This window comes from Myxococcus sp. CA033 (assembly GCF_013336625.1).
Lineage (GTDB): Bacteria > Myxococcota > Myxococcia > Myxococcales > Myxococcaceae > Myxococcus > Myxococcus llanfairpwllgwyngyllgogerychwyrndrobwllllantysiliogogogochensis.
On record NZ_JABUMU010000002.1, the window covers coordinates 571,454 to 587,439 of the forward strand.

Genomic DNA, 15,986 nt, shown 5'->3' on the forward strand with positions numbered 1-15,986 from the left:
GTCACACCTTCTCCGCGGCGACCCGGCCGAACAGGCCACCCGGCTTCACCAGCAGCACCAGGATGAGGAAGCCGAAGGCCACCGCGTCCCGCCAGGTGCTGGCCGCGTAGCCCACCACGAACTCCTCCACCAGCCCGAGCACCAGCGCGCCCACCACCGCGCCCGGCACATGGCCGATGCCGCCAATCACCGCGGCGACGAAGGCCTTGAGGCCCACGTACAGGCCCATGAGCGGGCTCACCGACGTGTCCTTGATGGCGTAGAGCAGCCCCGCGCCCGCGGCCAGGCCGCTGCTGAGCATGAACGTCAGGGCAATCACGCGGTCGGTGGGGATGCCCATCAGCGCCGCCACCCGGTGGTCCCAGGAGACCGCGCGCATCGCCCGGCCGAAGCGCGTGCCGAAGACGAGGTACTGCAGGGCCACCATCAACCCCACCGCGATGAGGAAGCTGATGACCTGCCAGTTCCAGACGACGACGTCCCGGTCCCCGATGATGAGCCACTCCTTGGGCTCGATGATTTCGGGGAACGCGCGGGGGCTGGCGCCGGGCAGGAAGCCGATGTCCAGCTGGAAGCCGTAGGAGAGCGCGAAGGAGATGCCGATGGCGGTGATGAGCGCCGTCAGCCGGGGCTTCTCGCGCAGGGGCCGGTAGGCGAAGCGTTCAATGAGGAAGCCGAACAGCGCGCACCCGAGCATGGCCACCGCGAACACGGCGGCGATGCCGAGGAACGAGCCGCGCGCCTCGCGTCCAATCGCGAAGGCGGTGGCGTAGCCCATGTAGACGCCGACCATCATGACGTCGCCGTGGGCGAAATTGATGAGCTTGAGGACGCCGTAGACCATCGTGTAGCCGAGCGCGACGAGCGCGTAGATGGTTCCGGCGGCCAGACCGTTGATGAGGTGCTGGAGGAGCTGCGCCATTTAGGGAGAGATGGTCGTCACATACTGCGTCTTGCCGTCCCCGACCTTGAGGACGACGGCGGACTTCACGGCATTGCGCTTGTCATCCAGGGTGACGGTGCCCGCCACGCCCGGGAAGTCCTTGGTCTGCGCGATGGCATCCCGCACCGCCGGACCGCTCAGGTCCTTGGCGCGCTTGAGGGCCTCCACCGCCACGCGGGCCGCGTCGTATCCCAGCGCCGCCAGCGCGTCCGGCACACCGCCGTACGCGGCCTTGTAGTCGGCGATGAACTTCTGCACGCGGGGGTCCGGGTTGTCCGGCGAGTAGTGGTTGGAGAAGTAGCTGCCAGAGATGGCGCTGCCGCCCAGCTCGAAGAGCTTCTCGGAATCCCATCCGTCGCCGCCCATCAGGGGGACCTTGAGGCCCACCTCGCGGGCCTGGCGCGCGATGACGCCGACCTCGCTGTAGTAGCCCGGGACGTAGATGCCGTCCGGCTGCGTCTTCTTGATGGCGGTCAGCTGCGCGCGGTAGTCGGTGTCGCCCTGGCTGTAGCTCTCCGTCGTCGCGACCTTGCCGCCCATCTCCGTGAACTTGCGCGTGAAGACGTCCGACAGGTCGATGGAGTAGGCGCTCTTGTTGTCCTGGAGCACCGCCACCTTGCCCAGCTTCAGGTCCTCGCGGGCGAACTTCGCCATGACGAAGCCCTGGAACGGGTCGATGAAGCACACGCGGAAGATGAAGTCGCCCTTCTGCGTCACGGTGGTGTTGGTGGACGAGGGCGTAATCATGGGCACGCCCGCCGCCTGCGCCTTCTCCGCCATGGCCAGCGAGTTGGACGAGGCCACGTCGCCCAGGATGAGCACCACCTTGTCCTGCGTAATCAGGCGGGTGGCGGCCTGCGCGGCCTCCTCCGGCTTGCTCTGATTGTCGTAGACGCGAATCGCCAGCTTCTTGCCATTCACGCCGCCCGCGGCGTTGGCCTCCTTGAGGGCCAGCTCGATGCCGTTGCGCGTGGAGATACCGAAGGTCGCCTGACCGCCGGTGAGCGCGCCCACCTGGCCCAGCAGGATGGTGTCGGAGCCAGCGGCGGGTGTGCCGCTCACCGTGCTCCCGGACTGACCCTGCGCGGCCTGCGTGCCAGCCTCACCGGAGGGAGTGGGCTGCGTCTTCTTCTCACAAGCGCCCGCCATGACGGCGAGCGCGGCGAGCAGCATCGGGGCAAGGCGTCGCATGCGGAGCAATCCTCCTCAACAGGGGGTGCTGCGATTCAAAGCCCCGGTTTTCTAGGGGAGCCCTCTCCATGGGTCAAGCGCGCTGCCAGACAGGCCCTCCCCCCACGTACCCTCCGTGCGGCGCGTCACGTGGGGTTCCGGGCCCGGGCGCCGGAGGGGACCGAGGCGTTTCGCGCGCCCATCCCACCCCCAAATGCCGCGGTCCTCGGGGGGAAAGGGCCCGTGAACCTGGAGGACGACGCCCCTGGAGGAAGAAGCGATGCACGCCGGGAGAGGGCAGGCAACCCCCGTCGGGGGCAACCACGGGACCGAGCCCCTCGCGCTCGTGTTGCCACGGCACTGTTCATCCCCGGACCTGTTCCCACCTTCCGGTTGATGGAGTGGTGGACCGCGCCCTCCATCCAGCCAGCCAGCAGGAGGAGCCAGCCATGTTCCAGCGCAAAGACGTCAGGGAAGGAATGGCCGTCCGCAGCATCGACGGCGAGAAGCTCGGCAAGGTCTTCGCCATCGGCGACGACGCATTCCACATCGAAAGGGGCCTGTTCTTCCCGAAGGACTACCGGGTCGCCTTCACGGAGGTCAGCGAGATTCGCGACGGAGAGGTGATTCTCAACCGGGGCAAGGAAGCGCTCCAACAGGTCTCCGACGCCGAGCGCGCCAAGGCCACCGCGGGCACGGGCGTAGCGGCCGGAGCCGTGGGCCTGGCCTCCGAGCGCACGACGACCACGACGGAGACGCGGGTACGCGACACGGACCTGGGCGCATCCCGGGGCTCCGTCACGTCGCTGCCTGGCGCGAACCTGGGCACGGACGCCAACTACGCGGCCAACATGCGGGCGGACACCGACCTCCGCAGGGGCGACACCCGCCTGGAGACCGACAGGCGCCTGGAGACCGACAAGCGCCTGGGCTCCGAGAGGCGTGACACCGACGACATCTCCATCCCCGTCCACCGGGAGAAGCTGACCGTGGAGAAGCGCGACACGCAGGCGGGCGAGCTGCGCGTGCACAAGGACGTGGTGGAGGAGGAGGAAGTGGTGAAGGTCCCCCTGCGCCACGAGCGGGTCCGCGTGGAGCGCCGGGCGGCGACGTCGGACAAGCCCGTGGTGGGCGCGACGTTCAAGGAGGAGACCATCGTCGTCCCGCTGCACGCCGAAGAGGTGGACATCACCAAGCGCTCGGTCCTGGACGAGGAGGTCGTCATCCACAAGGACGTCGTCGAGGAGGAGCGCCGCATCACCGAGAGGGTGCGCCACGAGAACGTGGACATCCGCACCGAGGGCGAGGTCGACGCCCCGCGCACGCTCAACGCCACGCCCGACGACCCGTCGCTGCGCCGCTCCTGAAGTGACGCCCGGGCACCTTCCGCCTGGGCGCTCGTTCGGCCTGGAATGGGGCGGGAGCCCCACTCCGCCTGGAGTGGGGCCGGCCCCCCTCTGCTTCGACCCAGGTGGGGCCACAAGCCTTGCTCCATCTGGAGTGAGACCGGTGCCCGCCCGAGTCAGGGCGCGGCCTTCTTCTGGGGCACGGGGCGAGGCTCCGTGTCGATGTCCTCCTGGGGAGGCCACCCCTCTGGGGGAGCCCGCACGTCGCGGGACGCCACCGGAGGCTGTCCTCCTGCCTCCGTGCGGTCCAGCCGGTTCAGCTCTCGCAGCCGGTCCGGAAAGTGCCGGGCCATCAGCCGCGACAGCTCCGTTTCCTTCGCCGGCGTGACGATGTCCAACAGCCGCTCCGCCATCTCCTGCGCGCTCGCGAAACGCGCCGTCGGAGACTTGGCCAGCGCCACCTCGAGCACCTCCCACAAGGGACGGGAGATGGTGTCCGGCCGCGTCAGGCGCTCGTCGCAGATGGCCTGCATGGACCGCAGCTCGTCCCCCCGGTCAAAAGCGCGCCGTCCGGTGAGCGCCTCGTAGAGGATGAGGCCCATGGCGAACAGGTCGCTGCGGGCGTCCAGCCGCTGCCCCCGGGCCTGCTCCGGCGACATGTACAGCGGCTTGCCCTTCACGATGCCCGGCAGCGTCATCGTCCGCTGCGCGCGGACTTTCGCCACGCCGAAGTCCAGGACCTTCACCTGGCCGTCGAAGCCCACCATCAGGTTGTGCGGGGACAAGTCCCGGTGCACCAGGTGCATCGGCTTGCCGTCCTCGCCCTTGAGCAGGTGCGCCGCGTGCAACCCGTGCAGGGCCTGCACGACAATCGCGGCTGTCTGCTCGGGCGTCAGCGGCCCCTTCTGCGCGCGCAGCAGCCGGTCCAGGTCCACGCCCCGCACCAGCTCCATGGCGATGAAGTACGCCCCCTGGGCCTCGCCGAAGTCATAGACGTGAACGAGGTTGGGGTGCGACAGCCGCAGGCCGATGCGCGCCTCGTCCAGGAACTGCTGGACGATGGCCGGCTCCGCCGTCAGGTGCGGGAGGATGCGCTTGAGGGCCACCAGCCGCCCCAGCCCCTCCGGGCCTCGCGCCCGAGCCACCAGCACCTGGGCCATGCCCCCGGTGCCCAGCGGCGTCAGCACCTCGTACTTGCCAATGCGCCCGCGCGGCACCGGCGTGTCGTCCAGCGCCAGTTCGTCCAGCCGCTCCAGGGGCCCCTGCCCGTCCATCAGCGCCAGGAAGGCCAGCACGGCCGTGTCCAGCTGCTCGCCGATGGCCTCCACCAGCTTCATCACCAGCCCGCCGCCGTCCGCAAAGCCTCCCTCCACCGCCAGCCCCAGGCCGCCCAGCTCCAGGTTCCCCAGCTTCAGCCGGGTGCAGAACAACATCCGCCCGTTCTTCAGCCGGTGGGGTCCCCGCCAGCTCGCGGCCTCGAAGACGTCCGCGCCCAGCTCGCCCAACACCCGCGTCAGCACCGGCCCGCGCGTGCCCCGCAGGGACACGAAGCCCGCGGGCGCGTGCACCATGCGCGCGCACTGGGTGAGGAAGACATCCAGCCCCGCGTCCAGCGTCAGGCCGCGCTGGAGGCAGTCCTCAAGGATGTCGTCCGACATCCGATGAACCGCCACCAGGCCGCGCAGGAACGCGACCTCTGTCTCCAATGAAGGGAATTCCACGGGCCCATTACACACCCGCACGAGCTTCCCCGGAAAGTCTGGGGTTGCCGCTAGACGCGCTCGCGGTCCTTCAAGGACCCGCTACCGGACACCCGCTCGGAGGAGGCCGAGGGCAGCGGCAGGGCGCGACGGTCGTCGATGAGGCCGTGGATCTCCAGCATGTGCTCCAGGTGGGCCACGCGCGCCTTCAGCATCGCCGTGTCCGGGTGCTGGCCGAGCTGGGCCTCGCGCAGCCGGATGAACGCCTCCATCACCGGCTTGAGCGAGAAGCGCAGCGTCAACCCGAGAAAGGGGATGCCGACCGTCATCGCCACCACCGACGTAATCACCACGGCTTCGACTGGATCCATGACTCGCTACCTCGAAACGGACAGGGGGTGATTCACCTACGCGGGAGGCGCGGAGATGATTGCACGCCCCCCGTCCGAAATCCGGGGGTGCTCGTTCAGCTCGCCTGGCCGGTGTAGATGGCGTCGGCGATGCGGTAGGCGCTGCCCTCCAGGCGCTGGAAGGCCTCCTTGAGGGCCACCGCGTCGGAGGTGTTGAGCATGCCCTTGAGCCGCTCCAGGTCCGTCCTGATTTCCTCGCGGTCCTTCTCCGACAGGAGGCTGGCGTACTCCTCCAGGCTCTTCTCCGTCGTGTAGATGAGGCCGTCGGCGTTGTTGCGCAGCTCCGCCAGCTCCTTCTTCTTCTTGTCGTCGGACGCGTGCGCCTGCGCGTCGGAAATCATCCCCTGGATTTCCGCCTCCGACAGACCGGAGTTGCTCACCACGCGCACCTGCTGGACCTTGCCGGTGCCCAAATCCTTGGCGCTGACGTGGACGATGCCGTTGGCGTCGATGTCGAAGGACACTTCAATCTGCGGCACGCCGCGCGGCGCCGGGGGGATGCCCACCAGTTCGAAGCGCGCCAGCGTCTTGTTGTCCGCCGCCATCTCGCGCTCGCCCTGGAGGACGTGCACGCTCACCAGCGGCTGGTTGTCCACCGCGGTGGAGAACACCTGGCTCTTCTTGCAGGGGATGGTGGTGTTCTTGTCGATGATCTTCGTGAAGACGCCGCCCGCCGTCTCCACGCCCAGGGACAGCGGCGTGACGTCCAGGAGGAGGACGTCCTTCACCTCGCCCTTGAGCACGCCACCCTGGATGGCCGCGCCCACGGCGACGACCTCGTCCGGGTTGATGCCCTTGTGCGGCTCCTTGCCGAAGAACTCCCGCACCTTCTGCTGCACGCGCGGCATGCGCGTCATGCCGCCGACGAGGAGCACCTGGTTGACGTGCTGCGCGCTCAGGCCCGCGTCCTTCAGGGCAATCTTGCAGGGCTCAATCGTGCGGTCGATGAGGTCCGCGACCAGCGCCTCGAACGTGGAGCGGTCCACCGTCTCCGTCAGGTGCTTGGGGCCGGACGCATCCGCGGTGATGAACGGCAGGTTCACCTCCGTCTCCGGCGCGCTGGACAGCTCGTGCTTGGCGCGCTCGGCGGCCTCCTTGAGCCGCTGGAGCGCCATGCGGTCCTTGCGCAAATCCAGCCCGTTGTTCTGCTCGGCGAAGCGCTTGGCCAGGTAGTCGATGAGCCGCTGGTCGAAGTCCTCGCCGCCCAGGAACGTGTCGCCGTTGGTGCTCTTCACCTCGAACACGCCGGCGGTCAGCTCCAGGATGGAGATATCGAACGTGCCGCCGCCCAGGTCGTAGACGGCGACGCGCTCGGTGCCGCCGTCCTTCACCTTGTCCAGGCCGTACGCGAGCGCCGCCGCGGTGGGCTCGTTGATGATGCGCAGGACGTTGAGGCCGGCGATGCGGCCGGCGTCCTTGGTGGCCTGACGCTGGCTGTCGTTGAAGTACGCGGGGACGGTGATGACCGCCTCGGTGACGGGCTCGCCGAGGTAGTCCTCCGCCGTCTGCTTCATCTTCATCAGGATGATGGCGGAGACCTCCGGCGGGCTGTGGCCCTTGCCGCGAATCTCCACCCACGCGTCGCCGTTGGGGCTGGTGGCCACCTTGAACGAGCTGACGCTGATGGCCTTCTTCGCCTCCGGCGAGTCGAACTTGCGGCCGATGAGCCGCTTCACCGCGAAGACGGTGTTCTCCGGGTTGGTGATGGCCTGCCGCTTGGCAATCTGGCCCACCAGCCGCTCACCGGAGTCCGTGAAGCCCACCATCGAAGGCGTGGTGCGGCTGCCCTCGCTGTTGGGAATGACCACCGGCTCGCCGCCTTCCATGACGGCGACGCACGAGTTGGTCGTTCCGAGGTCGATTCCTATCACCTTGCCCATGACGCTTACTGACTCCCCCCGGAAGTGCTGTCCGACTGCTGCTCGGTCGCCTCGGCACGCGGCTCACCGTCCGGCGAGGACGGCGCCTCCGCGGACTCGGGCGGCGTGTTTGACGTGGTGTCGACGGGCGCGGGTGCCTCCGGCGCGCGCGCGACGACGACGAGGGCCGGACGCACCAGCCGCTCGTTGAGGAAGAAGCCGCGCACCACCTCGAAGGCCACGTGGCCCACGGGGACGTCCGCCGTCTCCACCTGCTGGATGGCCTCGTGCATGCGCGGGTCGAACGGCTGACCCTTGGCGCTGAAGGACTTCACGCCGTGGCGCGCGAGCGCGTCCTCGAAGGACTTGCGCGTCATCGCGACGCCCTTCTGGAAGCTGTCGATGTCGGTCGACTTGGCCGCCGCCTCGAGCGCGCGGTCCAGGTTGTCCATCACCGGGAGCAGGTCCTTGAGCAGCTTCTCCGAGCCGAAGCGCTGGACCTCCTCCTTCTCCTTCTGCGCGCGCTTGCGGTAGTTCTCCAGGTCCGCGGCGGCGCGGACCATGCGCTCCTGCGCATCCTTCGCGCGCTCGTGCGCCTCGCGCAGCCGCTCCATCGTCTCGCGGCCCTTGGCCTGACTGAATTCGACCTGCGCCTTGAGCGACTCCACCTCCTCGCGCAAGGCGGCGACCTCTTCGGCTGTCGCCGGAGTCGCCACGGGGTCTTCGGGAATCGCGGAAGACTCGGGGGAGGCGGCGAGGTCCTCGTCAGAGGCGGCGGCCTGGGGGGCCTCCACCTCGATGACGGTCACTTCGTCATCCTCCATTCGACGCTCGACGCTGCGGACCGCCGCGTCGATGACGTCCTGCCCGATTTCCGCCTGGATGCTGTCCTTTTCGCTGGAGCCGGCCACGGCGCGCACTATCTCACGCGCCGCACACCGTTCCAACTGGCGGGAACGACTGGCGGAACCCGGACCCGAGGTATGTGCGGGCGCGATTCAGGCGGAACGGAACTTCACGCTCCGGCGGTGGGCTTCTTGGCGCGGCCCATCGTCTTCTTGGAAGCCGGGGCGGCCTTCTTCGCCGCCCGCCCGCCCGCCTTCTTGGCGCGGCCAATGGACTTGGTGCCCGCCTTCTTCGTGGCGCGAGGCTCGGCCTTCGGAGCCGGGGCCTCGGTGGCCGGGGCTTCGGGGGCGCTGGCGTGGGAGGCGCCCTTGGCCTTCTTGCTGGGGGGAGGCTTGGTGGTGGCCTCGTCCTCCGGATGGAAGGCGCGCTCCACGGCGCCCTCGACCTGGCGCACGGCGGTCTCAATCTTCTCCGCCGCCACCTTGGTGGTGCTGGCCGCCCAGGTGCGCAGCTGCTCCAGGCCCTCCTTCACCTTGGCCTGCTTCTCCGGGTCCTTCACTTCCTTGAGGAGCCGCTGCGCCTCGCCGCGAAGGTCGTCGGTCGTGCGCTTGAGCTCATCACCGGTGCGCTTGAGGAACTCCATCAACTGCTTGTCCCACTTCTCGGCCATTGAGCGTGTCCTCTCGTCGGGCGGCGGCAGCCCCCCATGGTTCCCGCGACTCTCGAATATGTCACGGACGACGCGGACGGCCATTGCCGTTCCAACGCAGCGCGACTTCCTGGGGCTCCGTCCGTGTTCGAGGGTGTCATCGTCGCGCAACAGGGATTTCGCTAGAGTGTCTCGTTTCAAATGCGGGCCCGGCCGATGGCTCGCCCTGCTGGAGCCCACATCCATGTCTCTCATCCGCGCCGCCGGGGCACTCGTCGTCCTGGCCTTCTTGAGCGCCTGTTCGGGAAGCCGCCACGATGACCCAGGCGGGGGCCCCAAGCTCCCCACCTCCGAGCTGACCGACACCACGGTGGGCGCCACCTATGAGGTGCACCTGACGGCCACGGGTGGCACCGCGCCCCTGAGCTACACGCTGGAGACGGAAGTCCCCCCGGGCTTCTCCTTCTATTCGGCCGACGGGAAGCTCACCGGCCCCGCCAGCGCCTCTGGAGAGTTCTCCCTCCGGGTGAGCGTGCGGGACGTGGAGAAGAGCGTGGATACGCGGACGTACAGCCTCAAGGTGTGGCCGGCGCCGGTGCTCTCCGCCGTCGCGCCGTCCGCCGCGTTCACCGGCAACGGCTACACGCACACCTTCTCGGTGGCGGGCGGGCGTCCCCCGCTGACGTTCTCCGTGGCGGAGGGTTCGCTGCCTTCGGGCCTGTCGCTGACTCAGGACGGAGAGGTGACGGGCGTGGCGGAGCTGGCGGGCACGAAGACCTTCACCCTGCGGGTGCAGGACGCCAGCGGCGTGAAGGCGGAGGGCCGCTTCTCCCTGGAGGTGAAGCCAGGCACGGGAATCCCCGATGGGGGCCCTTCGACGAGCTTCCCGCTGGCGGTAGGCAACTGGAACATCGAGTGGTTCGGCTCCCCGACGGAGGACCCGGCGGACGACGCGCTCCAGCTCGCCAACGTGCAGTCCGTGATTGGCGACGCGGGCGTGGACGTGTGGGGCCTGGGGGAGATGGTCAACACGGCGCAGTTCAACACGCTGAAGGACCAGCTGCCCGGGTACGAGGGCTTCCTTTCCAATGACCCCACCGTGACGTTGGGACCCACCTACTACTCGTTCAACGAGCAGAAGGTGGGCCTGCTCTACAAGACGGGGCTGGTGGAGGTGCGCCAGGCGCAAATCGTCCTGAGCGAGTACGAGAATGACTTCGCCGGCAGGCCGCCGTTGCGCGTGGACCTGCGCATCACCCGAGGCGTCTCCAGCGTGGACCTGACGGTGCTGGTGCTGCACATGAAGGCCATGACCGGGGCGGACGACTATGCACGGCGGCTCGCGGCCGGGCAGCACCTCAAGGACTACCTGGACTTCAACCTCCCCACGCAGAAGGTGATGGTGGTGGGTGACTGGAACGACGACGTGGACGGGTCCACCACGACGAACCCCAGCACGGGGGGGAAGTTCGACACACCCTACCGAGACTTCGTGGACGACACCGTGCGCTATGCCTTCGTCACCCAGGCCATGTCGCTCCAAGGGGTCGCCTCCACCGTGAGCTTCTCGACGTTCATCGACCATCAGCTCGTCAGCAACGAGATGCTGGCCCACTACGTCTCCGGCTCGGCCGCCGTGCTGCGGCCGAACATCCCCAGCTACGGCTCCACCACGTCGGACCACTACCCCATCATCAGCCGCTACAACTTCGGGGAGGTGCCGGAGCACACCGTGAAGCTCACCGCGCCCAACGGCGGAGAGTCATTGAGCGCGGGCGTGGCGTTCGACGTCACCTGGACGTCGGCCGGGGTGAACACGGTGCGGCTGCAGTACTCCCTGGATGACGGGCTCACGTGGAGCGACATCGTCGCGTCCGTGCCCGCATCGCCCGCGACCTACACCTGGACGGTGCCCGCGGTGGAGTCCTCCACGGCGCGGGTGCGCATCAGCGACGCGCAGGATGGCACCCTCGCGGATGTGAGCGACAACGTGTTCCTGCTGAACCGTCCGGTGCCCACGTTGTTCATCAACGAGTACCTGCCCCACCCGAACAACGTCTCGGGGACCACCACGGTGGACTTCGACAAGATGTTCGTGGAGATCCGCAACACCGGCACCACGGCCGTGGACCTGGGCGGCTACTCCATCCACGACGAGGAGTCGCGGCGGGGCGACAAGCCCGCGCGGCACGTCTTCCCCGGGGGCACGATGCTCCAGCCCGGCAAGGTCTACACCGTCTACTCCGGCGCGTCGGCGGTGCCCTCGGGCGTGCCCGATGTGGCGTTCGCCAACGGCGGCGACGGGCTGCGCTTCAACCGGGGCGTCAACACGGGCAGCTCCGGCGACACCGCCTTCCTGGTCCGCCCGGATGGCTCCGAGCAGGACAAGGGCAAGTACGTCAACGCGACCCAGGGTCTCTCCTACAACCGGAGCCCGGACGGCTCGGCTGCGGGGAGCTGGGTGCCGCACAACACGCTGTCCTCCTCGACCGCGTCTCCCAGAACACGCGTGGACGGCTCGGCGTTCTGACCGGCCGAGGGTGAAGTCCGCTCGACGCCATGACAGCGGCCCGTACCCACGGGTCGCCCGGCGTCGGGCGGCGCCGTGTGCCGGGCACGAACACCATCGCGAGCTGGCTCATGAACGCGGGCTTCAATCGGCGAGCAGCGCCGGGCAGGGGCAGCATCGCGAGCCGGCTCATGAACATGGGCTTCAATCGGCGAGCAGCGCCGGGCAGGGGCACCATCGCGAGCCGGCTCATGAACATGGGCTTCAATCGGCGAGCGGCCGCTGCGCCGAGCACGAGCACCATCGCGAGCCGGCTCATGAACACGGGCCTCAATTGGCGAGCAGCGCCGGGCCCGAGCACCATCGCGCGCCGGCTCATGAACACGGGCCTCAATTGGCGAGCGGCCGCTGCGCCGAGCACGAGCACGAGCACCGTCGCGCGCCGGCTCATGAACATGGGCTTCAATCGGCGAGCGACCACTGCGCCGAGCACGAGCACCGTCGCACGCTCGACCCGCTCGGCGTCGAGTGACTTCAAACTGAGATCTTCCCGAGGTCGGCGGCTCATGCCTGGAAACGCGGGACGCGCCTTCGAGGCAACGGGCCGGAGTGGCTGGACGCGAACCCGGCCGCCACCTCCGCACCGTCAGGGCCTGCCTTCGCACCGCGTCGGCGGGCCCTCCGGGCCCGGGCAACTCCAAACGCCGCGCGCCCCCCCGCCCCACAACCCGCTCGATATGAGAGACCCCATGACGGAGACACTCACGCTGTACCGCCCGGTGGGGCTGAAGGAAGCGGAGCTCGTCCTGGCCAGCGACTGTCGCGGCTTTCCTCCCCGCCTGCCGGACCAGCCCTTCTTCTACCCGGTGATGAACGCGGACTATGCGCGGCAGATCGCCCGGGACTGGAACGCCCCGGACGCCGGCTCCGGCCACGTGGGCTTCGTCACCGCCTTCGACGTGGAGTCCTCCTGGCTCACCCGCTACCCCGTCCGGACGGTGGGCGCCGCGCGACACCAGGAGCTGTGGGTGCCCGCCGAGGAGCTGGAGGACTTCAACGCCCACCTCGTCGGCCCCATCCGCTTCATCGAGAGCTGGTACGGCCTGGACGAAACCCACCGCGCCACCGTGCTCGCCCAGCTCCAGACGGCCTGGACCCAGGTCCATCCCCACTCGCCCCTCCCCTTTTCTTGAGGCCAGCCCAGAAATAGTTCGAGGACATAAGACCGCGTCCCGACAACTATTTCTGGGTCGTGCCGCAAGGAATTCGGCATCCCTTCGTTGACGTGGACAACCCATTTCGCGAGCAAGCTCCGTATCCCTTTCAAGGGTGACGGCTGGTCGGGCATTGGGCTCGAGCCGGCTCGCGTGGTGTCGGAGAGACCGTGCTGCCAGGCAATGACCGCTCCGTCCTGGAGTCCTTCCGTCGTGGGGATTCGTCCGTCCTCACCCAGGTGTACCGCGCCTATTCGCCGGAGGTGCTGCGCTACCTCTCGCGACGCTTCTCCGTGGGCCCGGATGGTGGGGCCACGCGCACCGTGTCCCTGTCCGCGCTGGACCTGGACGCGGCCCATCAGGAGACCTTCGTGCGCGCGTTTCGTCCCAACATGCGGCAGGCCTATGACGGGGTGCGGCCCTACCTGGGGTTCCTGCTGACAGTCGCTCGCTCGACGGCCATCGACCTGATGCGCGCGTCGGGACGGGTGTCCCGGGAAGCCGTCTCGCTGGACGAAGCACCGGAGCTCAACCAGTTGCCCAATGAGGGGCGCAGCCCGGAGGAAGAGGCGCTCGGCACCGAGGTCCGGACGCTGGTGCGCCGCTTCCTGGAGACGCAGTCCGAGGAAGGTCGCGCGCTGGCGCAGCTGCGGTTCGTGGAGGGGCTGTCCCAGGAGACCACCGCCGAGCGACTCCGACTCACCCGAGGCGAGGTCCGCGTGCGCGAGCGCAAGCTGCGCACGCAGTTCACCGAGCACCTGAAGTCCTCCGGCTGGCTGGAGACGACGGCCGAGCCTGGAGGCCTGGAGCTGGGCGTCCTCTTGGCCACCCTCGCCCTGTGCGCGATAGGGAGCATCCCATCATGAGGTGGTACGAGCGACACATCGACGCCAGCCTGCCGCGCTGGGCCCAGGGAGAGCTTCCCCCAGCCCAGGCCTCGCGACTGCTGCGCCATGCCCACGTCTGCCACCGCTGTGGCCCCCTCTACGAGCGCTGGGCACAGGCGCACCGCGCGCTGGAGGACTCGCTGGACGCGCCCTCCTCCATGGAGCGGCTCGCGTTGACGGAGGGGGGACTGGAGGCGGCGCTGGCCGCGGCGGAGCCCCTGGCCGCCCCTTCACGGTGGCCGTCGATGATGGCGCTCGCGGGCGCGCTGACCGCCGTCGTCGCCGCCATGGTGCTGGCCCCCACCCTGACCGACGAGTTCCGCGCCCGAGGCCTGGGCACGCCGCCGCCCGGCGTGGCCCTGCGCATCTTCTGCGCCACCCCGGGTCAGCCGCTGCGGGAGCTGCACTCGGGTGAAGCCTGCCCGGCGGGCGCCATGCTGGCCTTCGCCGCGGGCGGGCAGGCGCCGTACACGCATATCGCCGTCCAGGTGCGCGGCACGCAGCGCGCGGAGCTCACCGCCGGCCCCTTCCTCCTGTCCGGTGCGCCAGGCAAGGAGGCGCCCCTCGCGTTGACGGTGCCGCTGCCGGAGACGGTGGGCGAGGCGGAGGTGACGGCTGCGTTCGCCGACAGCCCGTCCGCGGCCCTGGCGGCCTTGCGTGGTGAGGAGCAGGGGGGGGCAGTGGTGCTCAAGCAGGCCCTGAGGGTAGAGGAAGGTCCATGAACAAGCTGGGAGTGCTCCTCGGGGTCGCCGCGCTCTTCGCCGCACGCGACGCCTCGGCGGATGCCCTGGTCCGCCGCGCGCTCGTGATTGCCCACAACGGCAGCGACGACCCGTCGCTGCCCGCGCTGCGTTTCGCGGACGATGACGGCGTGCTGTGGGCGGAGACCCTCCAGCGGCTGGGAGTGGAGACGACGCTGCTGGTGGACCCGGACGCCTCCACGCTCGCGGGCGCGCGGCCAGTGCTCGCGGGCGCGCGGCCTCCCACGCCCGACGAGGTGAAGCGCGAGGTGGCCCGGCTGCGCGCCGCCAGCCTCGCCGACGACGAGCTGGGCCGCGAGACGGACGTGCTCGTGGTGTACGTGGGCCACGGCAACACGGACGAGGCGGGCCGCGCCTACTTCACCCTGGCGGGAGGCCGGCTGGACAAGGCGAGCCTCTACGCGGACGTGGTGGACCCCCTGGGCGCCGACTACGTGCACCTCATCGTCGACGCCTGCCGCGCGTCCGGCGTCGTGGGCAGTCGGGGTGGGCAGACGGACGCGGCGGTGCTGGCGGAGCTGCGCGGCATGCTCGCTCGCGAGCAACTGGCCACCCGGCCCACCGTGGGCGCCGTCTTCGCGGAGAGCGACGATGGAGAGACCCACGAGTGGTCCCGCATCCGCGCGGGCGTCTTCAGCCACGTGGCGCGCTCGGGGCTCCTGGGCGCCGCGGACATCAATGGCGACGGACAGGTGGAATACAGCGAACTGGGCGCCTTCGTCTCCGCGTCGCTGCAAGGCGTGAAGGGCCTGCCGGCGCGGCTGAGCATCCACGCCTTCGCGCCCACCGGAGCGCCCCGCCGTCCCCTCGTCGGCCCGGCCCCCAGCGGCCCCAGCCTCACGCTGTCCAGCGGCTTCGGTCACTCGCGACTTTCCGTGGAGGACTCGGACGGACGGCGGCTCGCGGACGTGCGTCGCTCCGAGGACCAGTACGTGATGCTGCGGCTGCCGGAGCGCGACGTGTACTGGTTGCGCACGCCCACCAGTGAGGCCCGCGTCACCCTGGCGGAGCTGTCCCAGGAGGTGCTGCCGGACCTGAAGCCCCGCGAGCTCCAGGAGCGCGGTCCCGCCGAGGAGGCCCTGCGCCGGGGCCTGTTCGCCGTGCCGCTCGACAAGGACTTCTATGACCAGTACGTGGTCGCCGCGGGTCTGGTGCCGGTGGACTTCTCCCGCGCCTTTCCTCCAGCCGCGGGCGGCGGCGACTTCGTGTCCCGGCGCTTCGCGATGGCCAGCCCCTCCGCCTCCTCCGCGTGGGAGGTGGGCCTCGTGGGGCATCAGGCGCCCCTGGGGCTGAGCAGGTTCTCCACCGGCCCGAGCCTCTCCTGGCGCGATGACACGTGGCCGCACCTCTACTACGGCGCGCGCGCCACCTACTCGCTGATGCCGGTGGCGTTCGAGGGCATCCGCACGCACCGCACCACGGTGCAGGGCCTCTTCGGCCTGAGGGATGGGGAGCGCACGCCGCTGTTCCTCGAGGCGGGACTCGGCTGGGGTGTGCTGGGGGTGACGTCGCCGAACAAGCGCATGTGGGACCCGACGCTGCTGACGACACACGCGGCGGCGGGCGTGGCGGGGCGGCTGCTGGGACTGAAGCTGCGACTGGCCGCGACGGCCTCAGCAGACCGCGTCACGCTGGACGGCGATGACAGGTGGGACCGGATGTTCGGCGTCGAGCTGGCGCTGAGACGCTGAC

The 15,986-nt window shown here is 69.5% G+C and carries 13 protein-coding genes; 6 read left to right on the plus strand and 7 right to left on the minus strand.

Annotated features, from left to right (window positions below; genetic code table 11):
* Position 1 precedes the first annotated feature (1 nt).
* Together HUA78_RS08180 and HUA78_RS08185 are read right to left on the minus strand one after the other, a co-directional pair.
* Positions 2-922 (minus strand): branched-chain amino acid ABC transporter permease, encoded by a 921-nt coding sequence (locus tag HUA78_RS08180; protein WP_141642010.1) that lies wholly within the window; start codon positions 920-922, stop codon positions 2-4.
* On the minus strand, positions 923-2,134 hold the full coding sequence (locus tag HUA78_RS08185) for an ABC transporter substrate-binding protein (protein WP_174454150.1): 1,212 nt from the start codon (positions 2,132-2,134) through the stop codon (positions 923-925).
* A gap of 428 nt (positions 2,135-2,562) precedes the next feature.
* On the opposite strand from HUA78_RS08185, the gene HUA78_RS08190 reads away from it, so the two are divergent.
* On the plus strand, positions 2,563-3,480 hold the full coding sequence (locus HUA78_RS08190; protein ID WP_174454149.1) for a YsnF/AvaK domain-containing protein: 918 nt from the start codon (positions 2,563-2,565) through the stop codon (positions 3,478-3,480).
* A 155-nt stretch (positions 3,481-3,635) separates the two neighbouring features.
* Here the strand turns inward: HUA78_RS08190 and HUA78_RS08195 are convergent, their stop codons facing one another.
* From HUA78_RS08195 to HUA78_RS08215, 5 genes are all read right to left on the minus strand, one after another.
* Positions 3,636-5,117: a serine/threonine-protein kinase gene (locus HUA78_RS08195; RefSeq protein WP_254614211.1), complete on the minus strand. Its 1,482-nt coding sequence runs from the start codon at positions 5,115-5,117 to the stop codon at positions 3,636-3,638.
* Positions 5,118-5,230: 113 nt separating this feature from the next.
* Positions 5,231-5,530, minus strand: a complete 300-nt coding sequence (locus tag HUA78_RS08200) for a hypothetical protein (RefSeq protein WP_174460878.1) — start codon at positions 5,528-5,530, stop codon at positions 5,231-5,233.
* 95 nt (positions 5,531-5,625) lie between these two features.
* Positions 5,626-7,449 (minus strand): molecular chaperone DnaK, encoded by a 1,824-nt coding sequence (gene dnaK, locus HUA78_RS08205; RefSeq protein ID WP_141642005.1) that lies wholly within the window; start codon positions 7,447-7,449, stop codon positions 5,626-5,628.
* A gap of 5 nt (positions 7,450-7,454) precedes the next feature.
* A complete protein-coding gene (grpE, locus tag HUA78_RS08210; protein ID WP_174460877.1) occupies positions 7,455-8,348 on the minus strand; it encodes a nucleotide exchange factor GrpE in 894 nt (297 codons plus the stop codon).
* 95 nt (positions 8,349-8,443) lie between these two features.
* Positions 8,444-8,944, minus strand: a complete 501-nt coding sequence (locus tag HUA78_RS08215; RefSeq protein ID WP_174476019.1) for a transcriptional regulator — start codon at positions 8,942-8,944, stop codon at positions 8,444-8,446.
* 223 nt (positions 8,945-9,167) lie between these two features.
* Between HUA78_RS08215 and HUA78_RS46260 the strand changes: the two genes are divergently transcribed.
* The 5 genes from HUA78_RS46260 to HUA78_RS08240 all read left to right on the plus strand — a co-directional run bounded on the left by HUA78_RS46260 (position 9,168) and on the right by HUA78_RS08240 (position 15,985).
* On the plus strand, positions 9,168-11,453 hold the full coding sequence (locus HUA78_RS46260) for a lamin tail domain-containing protein (protein WP_254623603.1): 2,286 nt from the start codon (positions 9,168-9,170) through the stop codon (positions 11,451-11,453).
* 728 nt (positions 11,454-12,181) lie between these two features.
* A complete protein-coding gene (locus HUA78_RS08225; RefSeq protein WP_174476020.1) occupies positions 12,182-12,625 on the plus strand; it encodes a hypothetical protein in 444 nt (147 codons plus the stop codon).
* 191 nt (positions 12,626-12,816) lie between these two features.
* Positions 12,817-13,512, plus strand: coding sequence for a sigma-70 family RNA polymerase sigma factor (locus tag HUA78_RS08230; RefSeq protein ID WP_174454143.1), 696 nt, complete (start codon positions 12,817-12,819; stop codon positions 13,510-13,512).
* Positions 13,509-14,255 carry a hypothetical protein gene (locus HUA78_RS08235; protein WP_174476021.1) on the plus strand — a complete coding sequence of 249 codons (747 nt, stop codon included), beginning with the start codon at positions 13,509-13,511 and terminating at the stop codon, positions 14,253-14,255. Before HUA78_RS08230 ends, HUA78_RS08235 begins: the two co-directional genes overlap by 4 nt.
* A complete protein-coding gene (locus tag HUA78_RS08240) occupies positions 14,252-15,985 on the plus strand; it encodes a caspase family protein (RefSeq protein ID WP_174476022.1) in 1,734 nt (577 codons plus the stop codon). The genes HUA78_RS08235 and HUA78_RS08240 overlap by 4 nt, the downstream gene beginning before the upstream one ends.
* Position 15,986: the final 1 nt, after the last annotated feature.

Coding starts and splice junctions, on each gene's coding strand:
- HUA78_RS08180 (WP_141642010.1), bottom strand. CDS start 922: ATGGCGCAGCTCCTCCAGCACCTCATCAACGGTCTGGCCGCCGGAACC.
- HUA78_RS08185 (WP_174454150.1), bottom strand. CDS start 2,134: ATGCGACGCCTTGCCCCGATGCTGCTCGCCGCGCTCGCCGTCATGGCG.
- HUA78_RS08190 (WP_174454149.1), top strand. CDS start 2,563: ATGTTCCAGCGCAAAGACGTCAGGGAAGGAATGGCCGTCCGCAGCATC.
- HUA78_RS08195 (WP_254614211.1), bottom strand. CDS start 5,117: ATGTCGGACGACATCCTTGAGGACTGCCTCCAGCGCGGCCTGACGCTG.
- HUA78_RS08200 (WP_174460878.1), bottom strand. CDS start 5,530: ATGGATCCAGTCGAAGCCGTGGTGATTACGTCGGTGGTGGCGATGACG.
- dnaK (WP_141642005.1), bottom strand. CDS start 7,449: ATGGGCAAGGTGATAGGAATCGACCTCGGAACGACCAACTCGTGCGTC.
- HUA78_RS08215 (WP_174476019.1), bottom strand. CDS start 8,944: ATGGCCGAGAAGTGGGACAAGCAGTTGATGGAGTTCCTCAAGCGCACC.
- HUA78_RS46260 (WP_254623603.1), top strand. CDS start 9,168: ATGTCTCTCATCCGCGCCGCCGGGGCACTCGTCGTCCTGGCCTTCTTG.
- HUA78_RS08225 (WP_174476020.1), top strand. CDS start 12,182: ATGACGGAGACACTCACGCTGTACCGCCCGGTGGGGCTGAAGGAAGCG.
- HUA78_RS08235 (WP_174476021.1), top strand. CDS start 13,509: ATGAGGTGGTACGAGCGACACATCGACGCCAGCCTGCCGCGCTGGGCC.
- HUA78_RS08240 (WP_174476022.1), top strand. CDS start 14,252: ATGAACAAGCTGGGAGTGCTCCTCGGGGTCGCCGCGCTCTTCGCCGCA.